This window comes from Flammeovirga sp. OC4, assembly GCF_000812565.1.
Classification (GTDB): domain Bacteria; phylum Bacteroidota; class Bacteroidia; order Cytophagales; family Flammeovirgaceae; genus Flammeovirga.
On the sequence record NZ_JTAM01000010.1, the window covers coordinates 84067 to 99832 of the forward strand.

Genomic DNA, 15766 nt, shown 5'->3' on the forward strand with positions numbered 1-15766 from the left:
AACATCCTCAAACAAAACCATCTTCAAAGGCATCTGTATTCAACGGATCAAATATCAAATGAACAATGTTATGAGAAATATCAATCTTTTTGCAACTCACTTTTAAAACAAACAAAAAATAAGTATTTATTGTAGAATTAAAATAAGATTTGTTAAATACTAAATAAAATGTAAAACATTACTTTTATTTGCAGTGATCAATGTTACTTTTAACATATTGATTTTTAGTTTTTAATTATACCTATTTTAAGCTACTGATAAAAGAATAATATACTTTTTAGTTATGCTCTAAGTAGATTATTAAATGTTAGTATTAACTTCTTATCGAAAGAATATAATATGGCAAAAAGAAGGCTCATTACAATAATAACCTTGATGTGTATTGCGATGTTCGGATTAGCGGCACTCCAATATTATTGGATTAAAGAGGCTATTCAGGAACGTAGAAGCCACTTTGAACAAGAAGTGGGTGAGCTACTTACAAATGTGGTTAAAAGGCTTGAGCAACAAGAAGTTTTACAGGTTACGAAAAGATATTTAGACGATATTTCTGTCACCAATAGTGATGTAAAAGTAAGATACGATTCTGTTAAACAAGAGGCTTATTGGACAAGCAAACAGAACATTAATATCTCACAAACAATTAGTTCTGATAAATTAGCCAAACAAGGCATTGCCTATAAAGTGCAAGAGAAAGCAGAAATCAAGAAGTCGGGTAAAGCGACTAAGACAATGCTTTCCAACATTGAAGGTGCAAAATATGGTATCAATGATTCTACTAGTCAGCCTAAAATAGTCAGTAATATCACATCAGATTCTACGGCTCGAAAAAGGTTGGATATTGCCATGGATCTGATCATGAAAAAGACAGACCTTGTCAATCAAGTGGTCAGCGAAATGATTCTCGCAGAGAATACCATGTTGCAAGACCGTGTGAACTTTGAGATGCTGGATTCATTACTTTCTCAAGAAATTGAGAATAAAGGGTTAAAAACGGTTTATGATTTTGCCGTTTTACAGCGTGAAGGAGACCGAGAAACGGTAATTATGAGTAGTAATGTGGAAAGAAATCCCAAAATTATTAAAAGTGCTTATCATATTACCTTATTTCCTAAAGATGTTTTTGATAATTCTAACACTTTATTTTTAGAATTTCCGCAGCAAAACAAGTTTTTGATCAGTAAAATGAGGTTTGTCCTCTTTTCTTCTTTAGGGTTTATTTTGTTAACACTTCTTACTTTCATATTTGCTGCCAAAACTATAATTGACCAGAAACGTATTTCTGAAATAACAAACGATTTCATTAGTAATATGACGCACGAGTTGAAAACTCCTATATCGACCGTAGCGTTAGCGACAGAGGCCCTGATGGACCCCGATGTACAAAAGATGCCAAGTATAACAGGTCGCTATCTCAGTGTTATAAAAGATGAAAATCAGCGTTTGAGCAGACAGGTGGAAAGAGTACTGCAAATTGCCCGAATTGAACGTGGCGATTTAAAACTCCGAAACGTGGATGTTGACATGAATAAAATAATGCAGGTTGCTTACGAAAACACCTTGATCAAAATTGAGGACCGTGGAGGTAAATTATCCTTCAATTGGGCAGCCGGTGAGGTAAATGTTAAAGGAGATGAGTTACATTTATCTAATATTATTTTTAACTTGTTAGATAATGCTAATAAATACTCTCCGGAGACACCAAAAATTGATCTTTCTGCTATTAGAAAGAAAGAAATGCTGGAAATTCATATAAAAGATGAAGGTCAAGGTATTCCAAGAGAACATATTAGTAAAATTTTTGACAAATTTTACAGAGTGCCTACAGGCAACGTTCACAATGTAAAAGGTTTTGGTTTAGGCCTTAGCTATGTCAAAAATATCGTCGAAGCACACAAAGGCAGCATTCGTTGTAAGAGTGAGCTAGGCAAAGGAAGTGAATTTATTATACAACTACCAATATCTGAAAATGGACAAAATTAAAATTTTACTTGCGGAGGATGATCCAAACTTAGGAATGTTACTTACTGAGTATTTAGAAGTTAAAAACTTTGATGTAACTCGTACTCAAGATGGTGAGGAAGCGTTAAGAGCCTACCAAGATGGTGACCATGACTTATGTATCTTCGACGTAATGATGCCTAAAATGGATGGTTATACTCTTGCAGAGCGTATCCGTAAATCAGATGTAGATATTCCAATATTTTTCCTTACAGCGAAATCAATGAAAGAAGATACGCTAAGAGGATTTGAAGTAGGTGCTGATGATTATATCACTAAGCCATTCAGTATGGAAGAGCTTTTAGCTCGTATCACATCGATCTTAAGAAGAACGAAGAGTAAGACGGACTCAAAAGAAAAACAAACTATTTTCGAGATTGGTAAGTTTACTTTTGACTTTAATGCTCAAATGTTGAAATACAACGAAGACGGTCATGAGCAACGCCTTACTTCAAAGGAATCTGCTTTATTACGTCTTTTAGCAATCCATAAAAATGAAATTATGGACAGATCTTTAGCATTAAAGAAAATTTGGTTAGATGACAACTACTTCAACTCAAGAAGTATGGACGTATATATTACAAAGCTTAGAAAATTCTTAAAACCAGACGACAATTTACGTATCGTAAACGTTCACGGTCAAGGATTCAAGTTAGTAGAATTAGGTGCTGAATAGTCCACACCAAAAAATATATTGAAAGCCTCCATTTTTTGGAGGCTTTTTTTATGCTTTGCAAAAAAATGAAGGTTTCTAATATTCATAAAGAACATCACCTTCATAATCTTTAATGTTTAAATACACTCGATTTCCTCCCACTTGCAATGCTGAAATATCAAAAGATAATTCTTTAGTGATGTAAGCTTCACAAGCCTCTGGATTTTTCATTGAAAGTCTTAAGTTTCTTTGAGGCGGATCTGATTCCAAAATTATATTGGCATCAACTAATTTTACTTCCCAAGAATCTCCACTACAACCACTTGAACTGAAATTCACTTTCAAACAATTGCCTTCAATTACTACACTGTTGATGGCTACATAATCGGATGGGGCGTTGATGTAATCACTTTCACTCACTACTGTAATTAAATCGCAATCTGTTGGAGTTATAGGAGTAGTTGTAGTGCTTTTAGAGCAGCTTATGAGTAATAGACCTGTTATCGTCAAGAAGAGTAAGTTTTTCATTTTATTATTTTAAATAAGTATTAAAGACTTACAAATAAGACAGTTGAAAAAGAAGTTTGACAACATTTTTGTTAAGGAAAGTACATTTTAAACTAAATTATCTTCATCTTTCAATCGGCCTTTTTACAAGCATTTATAGGGTCAACTTCCAAACTTCCTTCTTCTTCATTTTTCCATTGATGAAAAACGAAGCAAAAAATCTAGGCTTAGAAGTCAAAAGCTAAATTCCATTTCTCTCGCCTAAATGATTTTAAACTCGCTAAAGCTCAAACAAGAAAATCATTTTTAACGGCTCAATACATGGAATTCTTAACGCTTTTCCCTTCAAGGCCGAGGAAAGTACTGCCAAACGAATTGGGTAGAATGCCACTGGCGCGAATGTTAAGCTTTAGCGGCATTCGTGTCTTACAGATCATCAGAAATCTCCTGATTTCTAAAAATCATAAATATTCGAAAACTTAGTTTACAATGCAGTAAGTACTAAGACAAAATTATTTACTGCAAATTCCATTTATTGTTTTACGATTAATTCCATCAAAAAACGCTAAATAGAACCACTATTCACACATTTTTTAGTGTTATACTCACAAAAAATCAATGATACTTTATTTTAACCTTGGTACTGCCTTACACTTACTACAATTCCATTATTTAATTTGATTTCCAAGTAGTCAGGATCTATTCCAAAGAGCGCAGGTACAAAACCCAATTCATAAATAATTTTGTCTTCTTGTTTGGATAAATAGTCTGTCCCCAAAACAGTGATGACCTCATCCAGAGATTTACCTATCAACATTTTACTTTGGATAATATCTTCTGACAACTCATAACGTTGCTCTACATTAGAATTCCATTGGTTTTGTGTAAAATCTCTTGTTGGGTAGTAGCTAACAGAAGCTATCCAAGTCAAAATTAGTCCAACATAAACGATTGGGCTGACGATCACTGTAGGAATCAAAGCCAATTTCTTTCTGCTTTTGATGGTGCCTATATTCAGCTTTTTCATGCTCCATAGACAAACAAAATAGACCGGTACGGAAAGGATTAGAATAATAATTGGTACTTCAGGGCTCATCATATTATTTATTTTGTATTGCTTTAACTAATGCTTAAACTACGTTTAATGGACTCATTAGGTTATGTATATTTCTTCAAAATTTGACTTACAAAATATTTATTTTATTAAAGACAATATCTCCTTAAATTCTTTTCTCTTTGAAGTTCTCATTAATTCATAAAGACACATTTCGACATTGGTGATACCAACTCCTGCTCTTTCAAATTTACGTAAGGCGACATCTATATTTTCCTCTTTTCTAGATGAAATTGCATCTGCAACCACCTCTACGGTATAGTTTTTTCCAATCAGTCCCATCACTGTTTGATACACACAAATGTGAGCTTCAATACCACAAATAATCCAGTTTTGCTTATTGAGTGCTTTAATCTTATTTTCCACTTCTTTTTCAGCCATAGCATTAAAGCAAAACTTTCCGATAGGTGCATTGTCTATAATATGTTCTGCTATTTCTTCAATTGTACTTCCTAATCCATCAGGATTTTGTTCCAACCAAACCACTGGTATATCCAAGATCTGACACCCCTTCAGAAGATTTTTAATATTCTCAATTGTAGTTTCGCTTTCATGTACTTTTCTTGCCAGGTTACCTTGTACATCTACCAAGATTAAACCCGTATATTCAACGTTTAGCATATTCTATCTATTTGTCTTTGAGGTTAAAAATATAAGTTCTTAGCACTTTATTGTTTTTTTCACTAGCATCAATTTAAAGAATTCTTTGATGGGCTACAATAAATCATTTGAAGGAATATCACTTTATGATATGTCCAAATCTCACAATACAATGCCACAAATACTTCAACAGCTGCAAACTTTCATGGTCCCTACCGACATCTTTAGCGGCTTTACCTAGTAAATAAGCATTTAACTTTCTGTCCTTTCCAAACTTCTTTGCATACTCGGGTACATTCGGTCCTCTAAAGTTTGAAGGAAAGTCACTAACATCTAATTCTAGTCCCGCATTCCAAACCAATGCTATATTATATTTCTCACATAGTGTCTTAAAAAGGCTCTCGAATTCAGTATTTAGATAAGAACGATCTGCTACGAGTTTATCGACATCCCTTTCCAACAAAACATCACCATGAATTTGTGTTTCTATGTAAAAATCAAGGTTTTTTGAAGCAGGTCTGAAAGCTGAGTCTTTTTGAAATTGAGAAAAAGACGTATTGATCAAAACCATAAAATCTTCAACAGTTAACTTCGTTGCTCCCAAGGCCATTTCTCTTGTGAATAAATCCTTAAAAACTCCTTCATGTATTAATTCAAAATGGTCAATTGTACCTATCTCTTTCGGAGAATCATAAGTATCTCCATAAGTGAAAGTTGCTCTTTGGTTTACTTCAGGTTTCAATAAAAAAAAGCAAGAACCAAACCTAGGAGCTGGTCCATCACTTGTTATCGTTAAGTTTAATGCACCGTATTTGGGGCGTTCTTTTGGAGCTGCAGAGTGATATGCATCTTTAAAAACCTTTCTTTCCCAAGTATCACGGCCTCCGCCTGTAAATGCAGAAATGCTTCCTGCCGAGATATTGGTTTCATATTGATTCTTATATCTACCGGATTGTATCAGCCCATCGATTACAGTCATTCCTTCTGAATAAATACGGTCAGGGTGAAAATGCATTGCAATTTGAGAAGCTTCCTTTACATTCTTAAAATACAGATCTGATAACGTTTTATTGATGTTGGATTGATATAAAATCATCTCGATTGTATCCATGGATTTACCCTTTGTAGTATGGATATATTCTAAAACGTTTTCAATGGCTAGGGTTTGTGACTTGGTTAGGTTCATATTATCATTTAAATATCTTTTCAAGAAAATACATAAAGTCAAAAAAAGCGTCATTAAACCAAAATATCAATAACAGTAGTAATGGAGGAACTAAAACATCTACTATAGTAAACTTCAATTCAGGGAATTTTAAGTATTTCAAAATAGATAATATAATATTTATTAGGGTATGGAAACCTGTAATATATATCAGTATCAACATATACGCCATATCCATACCTCCTGTTCGATTAAAAATCCAAATATAAAGCACCAACATGTATAACATGAAAATTAAAACTTGCCGAATGACTGATTTTAGTATTGGGTTCATAACTATGATCTTTTGTCCTTATTTAAAAATCCTCTATAGAGAGTTAATACTATTTAGTAGTACTTAAAACCACAACTTATGCAAAATGCAATCAGTAAATTTTTAATGAAATTCAATTTAGAAGTTGTTTGATGAATAATTTTCAAGTTTTAATAGTAATGGTTAATTCTTGTATCAATCAAAAAAATGACGGTCTTTGTAATGTTTGGTCTTATAATATTTAGGTCGAGTATCTAATCTAACATGAAGCCAAAGTACACCTAAGCCTGCCGTATTTAACCAAATTTGTTTTCCTGTTTCCAATTCACAAAACATTTCATCTCCAATCTCGCAGAACAAAGCTCTGATTTGAAATGGGTCGCCTTGTTCCATAAAAGCACCTATGTGTTTGTAAGTCTCACTTTCACCTACCTTGACGGGAACTATCAAACGGGCATTTTTACCTAAATTATAAAAAACAGCCACTTTTTCATCAGTATTAAAGTACTCTTGAAACGCTAATTCATTGATGGTTTTATTGTCGTAACTTCTTGTTTTTCGAACTACGAGTTCGTAATCCCTATCAAGGTCATTTTGTAATAAAGGGGGGTGTTCCCAAAAAAAAGCGTTTCCTATTATCTTTAGCAGTTCCTCTGAATAAAAGCTCACAAATGAATGATCTGTCTTCCAAAGGTTAAAAACTTCTTTAAAAGACAGTTTCTTATCTTCATACTTAATTTTTAGCCTTGCAGCATGTTCGTTTTTACCAAGAATAATGAATGAATACATAAAAATAATGAGGGTTGATCATTTTAAACTTGATACGAATGCCAATATCAAACCAAAAAATAAATACCAAGGGCTATAAGTAACAAAGGAAAAAGAAATACAACTTCACTGACGAATACCCAAAAAATAAATTGAATCCATTGAGGCAACCCCATGGTCGTTTTCTTATCCTTTTTGATTAAACTTTTCAGCTCATCTAATTCCATTTTCATAAAATCTTCTTTACTGATTTTCAAATCAATAACCCCTTTATCATTTAATCCCTTTTTAAAGCCTTCCAATACCGATTTTGGATGCATCCATAATACATACCCCATTGCCCAGAGGCTCAGCATACCTAATAGAAAATACTTCCACATACCTGTTGCGATCTCCCAGCCACATATATATCCTTCTCCTTCCCAAGACGTATCACAATCATTTAATAAATGTTGAATATCATGGATATGCAATGCATCTTTTCTGAATTGAGGATTAGGCATTGTGAGAATTAAACCGAAGATATTAATGTCAAATGTTTTATCATTAATTCCTCCATCATCGGGAATTCCATTTGCGCTGTAGAATTCTACTAGTAGTTGGTTTAAGGTCATTTTCAGTCAGTTTCGGTGTTTAATCAAAGGTGGATATTTTATAAATACGCCCCGCCTTTTTACGCCACAAAAATAGACAGATAAAATGAGTAATACTAAATAAATAACTAAATTAATTGATGGTATATAACCCTAAATTCTCTTTAATTCCTCTTATCTTTTTTGCTCCAAGAAACTTCATTTTATTTTTCTCACTCTGAATATCTCCTAGCACACTTTCTGAAAAGATCATCTCCACCCCCAATTCCTTATTAAATTCCTGAATTCTTGAAGTAACATTGATCGCTTCTCCGTGAAAACTGACTTCTTTCTTATACTTTCCGATGGTCGTTGAAATCACATTTCCTTTGTGCAAGGAAAACCGAAATTGAGGAAAAACACCATATTGAGCGACAAAGTATTCCTTACTTTTTATAAATTCATTTCTACACGCCAAAGTACCATTGATATAACAGTTTTTATGTTGAGAACTTGCCTTCCAAGTAATGACAACTTCATCGCCTACATATTGGAAAATATCTCCAAAATAATCGTAGACTACCGCAAACTTTTCAAAACTTTCTTTTAGAAATTGACTGTACTTTTCCGGTCCAAGTTGTTCTGCTATTTTGGTAGAATCTACTAAATCCGCAAACAGAAATACTCTTTCCTCCATTTTGGGCTTAAGGTATTTGTCATGAAAAAGTTTTTTGAGGTGAAATGGACCAATCATATTATCGACTTCCAAAAGATACAATTCGTATATTTTTAGAGGAATGATATAGGTAAATAGTGGTATTGTTTGTACTTCATTTTGTTGAATAGTATCTGCAATTACAATCAATGAAATACTTAATCCCACTTCTAAGAGATAGAGTAATACCAGAAGCGAAGTTGGGGATATTTTATTTTTTAAGATTGATTTTGTGCTAAGTCTCAGGATAAGGTTAGAAGAGGAGATGATGAGTGAAATGAGAATAACCTCTCCGATTATTTTGATGATTTGGGTAAAGGTTAATACTTCGCTGTAGAAATAGTCTTGAAGGTATAAGGCATGGGAAAATGCGAGAAACCATAATACAAAACCATAAAAAAAGTGGTAAATCTGTTCTCTCGTCTTGAATAAAAGCTTATCCGTTTTCCATCCTCTCATGATTTCTCAAATTTGATATAAAGTATATTCACCTTATGTTTTAACACTCTTCTTCTCTAGCATTTTGAGCATTTAAACTTCGGATTGAAGTACTTTAAGATACTCTCCAAAGGGCACCACTTTGTCAGTGATGACTGCAATAGGTTTACTCCTACAAACGCTGTAAAGAAGAGCCAATTGATATTGACATAAACGGCCAATGCAAGGCTTAACAGGATGAAGGTTCCTGCGACAAAACGTATGATTCTTTCTAGCATAATATTTTATATTTTGGGGGTTAACATGTGATATACACACATGATTGTACAGGTTCCCATGTGATTTATCGGGTTGATGTGTAGTTGGGCGGGTTGACACATAGGTCAACCCCTACGCCATTTTTTCTACATCGACAGTGTAGGCGTGGATTGGAAATTCTGCCTTGGATTGATTTAATGTCGTGATAGCGTCCAAAATCTGATTGGCTTGTTCGTCAGTCACGGCTACTATATCCAATTTGGAATCAGTGGTTATATTTTTTTGACTGAAAAATGCAGGTGTCTCAGAGAGGTCAGTATAAATTCCTTTTACTTTGGATTCACTAAAAACTGCCGCTCCTACTTTATGAAGAAGAGCATACAATTGGTCTTGCTTTCCTTCATCTATGGAAAAAATAAATACTAATTTCATGGTTGTTTGAATTGAAGAGAAAGAAGGAGAAATAAATCTCCCCCTTTCTTAATTGGACACTTTACTACTACTTTACTATCTACTACTTGGATGAATTCTATTTACATGTCCCACGACTGAAGTCGTGGGCTGGTGATACTGACTCCAACAACACTAAAGTATTGTCTTCGTTATCAACCTTAAAGACTTTAGTCTTTATTAGGTTGCTGTACTACTTGCCCATAGTTTTAACTATGGTGCACGAAACACAAACCTAATCTCATCCAAGCACTTATATCTTTGTAATTCCGAAAAGAAATGAATGAGAGTGTGGTTTTATATTCGAAGTCAGGAGACTTCGCCAATAATCAGTTCCAAGTGACGCTATCGCTTAACACTTGAAACATGGTCAGCACCACATCACTCTTACCTCTTCATTCTTACCTCTCTACATGTTTTTTCTTCTCTGTCATATAAAATACCAAAGGCACGATCAGTAAGGTTAATGCTGTTGAAGCAATCGTTCCTCCCATCAGTGAGATGGCCAGACCTTGGAAGATTGGATCAAATAAGATTACGAATGCTCCGATTACTACCGTTCCAGCAGTTAATAGGATCGGCATGGTTCTCACGGCTCCTGCTTCAATTACTGATTCTTTAAGAGAAGCACCCTCTTCTAATTTTATATTGATAAAATCAATCAGCAAGACGGAATTCCTCACCATAATCCCTGCCAATGCAATGGCTCCAATCATACTTGTTGCAGTGAAAAATGCACCCATCATCCAGTGACCTACCAATATTCCTACCATGGCTAAAGGTATCGCTACCATCATAACCAATGGTGTTTTAAAGTCTTGGAACCAACCTACGATCAGCATATAAATGACTACTAAAACGACTGCGAATGCCGCTCCCAAATCTCTAAAGACTTCGTAAGTCACTTGCCACTCGCCATCCCACTTGAGGATATAATTATCTTCCAAGAAGGGTACAGCAGTGAAGTTTTGTTCCAAGTTTTTACCATTTGGTGCCAAGATGTTATCCAACTGTTCACCAATACCCATGATGGCATACACCGGAGACTCCATTTTACCTGCCACATCTGCGACTACATAAGTGACACGCTTTTGGTTTTTACGGTAAATACTTTTGGGTTTAGTTGTTTCTTTAATTGTCACCAAATCTCCAATGGACACCATTTGACCGTGCATTGATTTTACTGAAATCTTTTTAAGGTCGTCAATTGATGTTCTGTTTGTTTCTTTTAGAATCAATTTAATACCGACTTCATTGTAGTCATTTGGAGCATTCAGCTTAGATACCTCATAACCTCTCAAGGCTGTATTCATGGTATAAACTACCTGTTGAGTTGGAATCCCTGCCAATGCCGCTTTCTCTTTGTCTACTTCAAAAGTGTATTCCACTTGGTCACTTTCTAAGTAAGAGTCTACATCTACGATATCTGATGAGGCATTAAAAATAGATTCCACCTCTTGTGCTACTTGCTCCTGCCCTTTTAATTCAGGACCATAGATTTCAGCCACTAAAGTTGAAAGTACTGGAGGTCCTGGAGGAACTTCAACCACTTTTATATTTGCTCCCAATTGCTCCGCCAAGGCTTGTAACCCTGGTCTGAAACTTTTCGCCAGATCATGACTTTGTAAAGAACGGTCTTCTTTATTGGTCAAATTCACTTGAATATCCGCCATGTTAGGACCTCTTCTTAAGTCGTAATGTCTTACCAAACCATTAAAAGTATTTGGAGAAGAAGTACCTACGTACATTTGATAAGCATTCACTTGATCCTGCTTACGGATATAAGCCGCTAGTTCTTTTGTGACTTGATAAGTTTCTTCCAAAGGTGTTCCTTCAGGCATATCGATCACAATCTGGAATTCATTTTTATTGTCGAATGGAAGCATTTTTACGACTACCATATCAAAATAAAACATAGACATTGACCCTAATAAAAGGACTGTGATACTGATGATAAATGACCATCTCAATACTGGTTTTTCCACCAATGGACGCATCATCTTGTTGTACCACTTATAGATGACTGTATCTTCTACTTTAAACTCAACTTCTCCATCTCCATGGTCATCCCCTTTCAATAATCTATAGGCGATAAATGGTGTAATCACCAATGCAACAATCAAGGAGAAGAACATTGCGAAAGCCGCTCCAATAGGCATTGGACTCATATAAGGTCCCATCATACCAGATACTGCAATCATTGGCAATACAGAAGCAATGACTGTAAATGTAGCCAAAATGGTAGGGTTACCCACTTCACTGATCGATGCTAATGCCGCTTGAAGAAAAGGTTGCTTTCTCATCTTGAAATGACGGTGCATATTCTCGGCAATGATAATACTATCATCTACCACAATACCTGTCACGAATACCAAGGCGAATAATGTGATTCTATTTAGCGTGTAACCTAGTAAATAATACGAGAACAATGTCAAGGCAAACGTTACAGGTACAGAAAGGAAAACGACCAATCCGCCTCTCCAACCCATGGAAAGTGCTACCACAAAAGTTACGGCGATGATCGACCCAATCAAGTGCATCATCAATTCATTTACTTTATGAGAAGCACTCTCACCGTAGTTTCTTGTCACCTCCACCTTCACTGAAGAAGGAATCAATGTTGGCTTCAAGTCTTCTGTTTTCTGTAAAACCAAATCGGCCAATTGCATCGCATCTGCCCCTTTTCTTTTGGCGATAGAAAGCGTTACTGCCGCTTCATCACCCTGCATTTTTTCTCCACTTGACACACCATAGCCATATCTCACATATTGGATGGCTTCCTGAGGTCCGTCATTTACCTTTGCGACTTGTTTTAAGTATACTGGAGCACCATTATTTGCCCCGATTACCAAGTTGTTCAGGTCATCTGAGGTTTTGAAAAACTCACCTGTAGAGACTGAAATATTAGTATTTTGTTGGTTAAAAGTTCCCGAAGAAAACTCCTGATTAGCGGCTTGAATCTGCTGTGCAATACTCAATGGATCTACTTTGAAAGATTTCATTTTCTCTCGATCCAACTCTACTCTCATCTCTCTGCTTCTACCCCCGATCACTTTTACCTGGGCGATGTCATTGATTTTTGCAATTTCATTGCCCAACTCTTCACCCAATCGACGAAGCATAAAATCGTCGTATTCATCACTGTGTAATGTCAAAGTCAATGCCGGTACATCATCAATAGCTCTTACCTTAATGATGGGTTGCATGACACCTTTCGGCATCTGATCCATGTGTTTATCAAGTTCCGCATACAGTTTTACGATACTTCTCTCTATATCCTCACCTACAAAAAACTGTACGATTACCATTGCTTGTTCATTCATAGATGTCGAATACACATACTCAACACCTTTGATATTAGAAGCAATTTTCTCTAAAGGTTTTGCCACTCTAGACTCTACTTCCTCAGGGGTAGCTCCAGGATATCCAATAAAAATATCCGCTATTGGCACATCAATCTGTGGTTCTTCTTCTCTTGGCGTCAGGTAACTTCCATAAATCCCCAACCCTAAAAATACGATCATCAATAGAGGTGTCAATTTGGAATTGATAAATACCTCTGCGATTTTTCCTGCTATTCCTTTTTGCATGATTATTCTATTTTGAGGTTAGAATTTTACAGCTTTCCCATCATGAAGTTGCCCCGTCATTGTGAGGATCACTTTATCTCCACTTTGTACACCTGAAAGGACTTCCACTTTATCTTCATAGGTATTTCCTAATCTTACCCAAGTCAAAGAAGCTTCTCCTTGAAGGTTGACCAAATACAAACCTGTCAGTTGACCTTTGTGTATCACTGCTGATTGAGGAACGAGTATTTTATCCGTTTGACCATTGGCTGTAGCTACTTTAGCATACATTCCGTTCGTGATTCCTTCCGTTGGTTGAATGTCAAATTCTACCTTAAACTGACCTCCATTGTATTTTCCAGAAGGCACTACTCTCTTCACTTTTCCTTGAATTGTTTTTTGAATCGCACCTACGTAAAGCTTAGCCTCTTCTCCCACTTCAAATAAGTCAATTTCTGACTCTGGAATACTTGCCAATGCCTTAAATCGATCATTGGAAGCAAATTCTACAACAGGCATTCCAGGAGATGCCATATCACCTTGTGTCATGTATTTTTGGGTAATCACACCGTTGTATGGTGCTTTGATCACCGTATAAGATAAATTGGCGTTTACTTCATCTTCTGCTTTTTTCGCAGACTCCAACCCTGCCTTTGCAGAAAGGTAATGCGTTGTGATATCATCCAATTCCTTGTCTGTCGCACTTCCTAATTGATGTAGCTTTGTGATTCTATCATAATCCTTTTTGGCATTTTTCAATCCCACCTCTGCCATTTCTACTTGAGCGTGTACTCTAGCTTTTGCTGATTCTATACCAGCACTTTCAATTCTGGCAATTACATCACCTCTTTTCACCACATCACCCGCTTCATAGTTAAACTGATAGATTCTCCCCATCAACTTTGTGCTAAGTTGTGTGATGCTAGTGCTTTTAATTTCTGCCGAATAAGAAGAAGCATTATCGACTCCTTCAGTAGAAACAGTTTCGACTTTCACTTGAACAGGAGCGTCTAATTCCCCTGAAGATTGTTGTTTTGCCTCTGACCCACATGATGTTAAATACACTGCAGAAAGGATTACTAAGGCACTTTTATATATATAATTTTGTAATTTCATTGTTTCAAATTGTTATTCTTGAAGTAATAAGTCTAGGTGGAATACAGCCATATTGTATTCGAAAACAGCATTTAAATACGCTAACTCTTTCTCAGATTTCGTCGTCTCTGCTGAAAGCAAATCCACGGTCTTTTCAAGTCCTACTTTGTATCTGTCCGAAAGGATCTTAAAACTTGTCAAAGCTTCTTCTCTAGCGATCTCAGTCATATTAATTTTTGTTTTGGCTGACACTACATTTCGTTGTGCTTTTTTCAGATCGATATCCGCCTTTGTTTTCTCTTTTTCAAAATTCATGGTTGCTTTCTCCCACTCTAATTTTGACTTTTGAGAAGCTGCCATTTGCTGACCACCATCAAAAACGGTCCAGCTTAATGAAATCCCCACCAAATAGCTTTGAGCAGAAGTACCAAATAAGTTTTGATCGTTAAAATCATACTGACCAAAGGCATTAATACGTGGAGCAAACTTGGATTTGTTCATTTTCCACATATTCTTCTGAGCTTCTACTGCAAATGACAACCCCATTAAATCGGATCTCGAAAGTGGTACATTTTCCTGTTCCACTTTTGCGGTTTCCACAACCGTCAATGCGATTTGATCTTGAATCTGTATCTTAGTTCCTGGATCTAACCTTAAAAGAAAAACAAGGTAGTCATTGACAGAAGCCTCAGCATTTTGAGCTTCATTGTACTTCGTCTGCAAATCAAGCTTTCTTACTTTTACTTGAAGAACATCAGACTCCTTAGCGTAACCATTATCCTTATTATTTTCAACTACTTTCAGTGCTTCGTCCACCGTTTTAATCGCTTCAGAAAGTACTTCAGTTTGGTCATGTGCCAAGCTCAACATATAGTAATGCTGTTTTACTTCAAAAAGCACATATTCCTTTACTCTTTTTGCTTCATGCGTCTTCGCATTGTAGACTTGTTTGGTCGCTTTTCTACCATACATTCCATCCAAATTAAAAATAGGTTGCTGAATTGCTCCTCTTGTATTCCAATTGGAAATCGCATCCGGATTATTCAAACGGTTTGGATCAAAGTCCGCTACCGTCACTCTTTCTTGTTGTAATAAAATACCGAACGAGTTCAATGGATTATTTGTGTTTACCCCAGTTTCAGAAAGGGTGATATTCGGAAGAAAAACATTGTTCGTTTTCTTATAATCTTGTAGAGCGGCTTTCACCTCCGCTTCTTTGATTTCAACATCTCTGTTTTGCGTTGCTGCCAACTGTAATGCCTCCTCTAAGGTGAGCATTTTGGTTTGGGCAGTAACGTTCAGCCCTAGCAATAGCGCCACTATTGTAGGTAATATTCTCAATTTCATTTTACTGAAAGTTATTTCATGGTGATAATTTTGTAATACGGTCTACGTAGACCTATTCTATTGTGAAGAGTATTTTATTTCAGAAGTAAATGCATTCGTTACTTCCTGCCGTTAGATCGCAAAACATAATTTCGTTGTATTATTTGTGTTTGAAGTAAATTATAATACAAATGTAAGGGGTGGAATGAAGGTAGTCTGT

Annotated in this window: 14 protein-coding genes; 2 read left to right on the plus strand and 12 right to left on the minus strand. The window is 35.7% G+C overall.

Annotated features, from left to right (window positions below):
• The first annotated feature begins 339 nt into the window (after positions 1 to 339).
• Together PL77_RS09625 and PL77_RS09630 are read left to right on the plus strand one after the other, a co-directional pair.
• Complete coding sequence (locus PL77_RS09625; RefSeq protein WP_082026467.1) at positions 340 to 1983, plus strand: ATP-binding protein; 1644 nt, start codon at positions 340 to 342, stop codon at positions 1981 to 1983.
• Positions 1970 to 2677, plus strand: a complete 708-nt coding sequence (locus PL77_RS09630; protein ID WP_044204205.1) for a response regulator transcription factor — start codon at positions 1970 to 1972, stop codon at positions 2675 to 2677. Before PL77_RS09625 ends, PL77_RS09630 begins: the two co-directional genes overlap by 14 nt.
• A 75-nt stretch (positions 2678 to 2752) precedes the next feature.
• Here the strand turns inward: PL77_RS09630 and PL77_RS09635 are convergent, their stop codons facing one another.
• The 12 genes from PL77_RS09635 to PL77_RS09690 all read right to left on the minus strand — a co-directional run bounded on the left by PL77_RS09635 (position 2753) and on the right by PL77_RS09690 (position 15567).
• Positions 2753 to 3184, minus strand: a complete 432-nt coding sequence (locus tag PL77_RS09635; protein WP_044204207.1) for a hypothetical protein — start codon at positions 3182 to 3184, stop codon at positions 2753 to 2755.
• 610 nt (positions 3185 to 3794) lie between these two features.
• Positions 3795 to 4262: a hypothetical protein gene (locus tag PL77_RS09640; RefSeq protein ID WP_253273974.1), complete on the minus strand. Its 468-nt coding sequence runs from the start codon at positions 4260 to 4262 to the stop codon at positions 3795 to 3797.
• A gap of 96 nt (positions 4263 to 4358) precedes the next feature.
• Positions 4359 to 4898, minus strand: a complete 540-nt coding sequence (locus PL77_RS09645) for a hydrolase (protein ID WP_044204209.1) — start codon at positions 4896 to 4898, stop codon at positions 4359 to 4361.
• A gap of 118 nt (positions 4899 to 5016) precedes the next feature.
• Complete coding sequence (locus tag PL77_RS09650) at positions 5017 to 6063, minus strand: DUF3626 domain-containing protein (RefSeq protein ID WP_044204399.1); 1047 nt, start codon at positions 6061 to 6063, stop codon at positions 5017 to 5019.
• Between the two features lie 487 nt (positions 6064 to 6550).
• On the minus strand, positions 6551 to 7144 hold the full coding sequence (locus PL77_RS09660; protein ID WP_044204212.1) for a hypothetical protein: 594 nt from the start codon (positions 7142 to 7144) through the stop codon (positions 6551 to 6553).
• A 47-nt stretch (positions 7145 to 7191) separates the two neighbouring features.
• Entirely contained in the window at positions 7192 to 7737 is a 546-nt protein-coding gene (locus PL77_RS09665; protein ID WP_044204215.1) for a hypothetical protein, read from the minus strand.
• Between the two features lie 112 nt (positions 7738 to 7849).
• Positions 7850 to 8869, minus strand: a complete 1020-nt coding sequence (locus PL77_RS09670) for an adenylate/guanylate cyclase domain-containing protein (RefSeq protein WP_044204217.1) — start codon at positions 8867 to 8869, stop codon at positions 7850 to 7852.
• Positions 8870 to 8925: 56 nt separating this feature from the next.
• A complete protein-coding gene (locus PL77_RS31510; RefSeq protein WP_082026469.1) occupies positions 8926 to 9126 on the minus strand; it encodes a DUF2892 domain-containing protein in 201 nt (66 codons plus the stop codon).
• Between the two features lie 112 nt (positions 9127 to 9238).
• The gene (locus PL77_RS09675; protein WP_044204219.1) at positions 9239 to 9538 is read right to left on the minus strand and encodes a hypothetical protein; all 300 of its coding nucleotides are present in this window, start codon (positions 9536 to 9538) and stop codon (positions 9239 to 9241) included.
• Positions 9539 to 9957: 419 nt separating this feature from the next.
• Positions 9958 to 13146 (minus strand): efflux RND transporter permease subunit, encoded by a 3189-nt coding sequence (locus tag PL77_RS09680; RefSeq protein WP_044204221.1) that lies wholly within the window; start codon positions 13144 to 13146, stop codon positions 9958 to 9960.
• Positions 13147 to 13164: 18 nt separating this feature from the next.
• Positions 13165 to 14241 carry an efflux RND transporter periplasmic adaptor subunit gene (locus tag PL77_RS09685; RefSeq protein WP_044204222.1) on the minus strand — a complete coding sequence of 359 codons (1077 nt, stop codon included), beginning with the start codon at positions 14239 to 14241 and terminating at the stop codon, positions 13165 to 13167.
• A gap of 12 nt (positions 14242 to 14253) precedes the next feature.
• Positions 14254 to 15567, minus strand: a complete 1314-nt coding sequence (locus PL77_RS09690; RefSeq protein WP_082026470.1) for a TolC family protein — start codon at positions 15565 to 15567, stop codon at positions 14254 to 14256.
• Between the last annotated feature and the right edge of the window lie 199 nt (positions 15568 to 15766).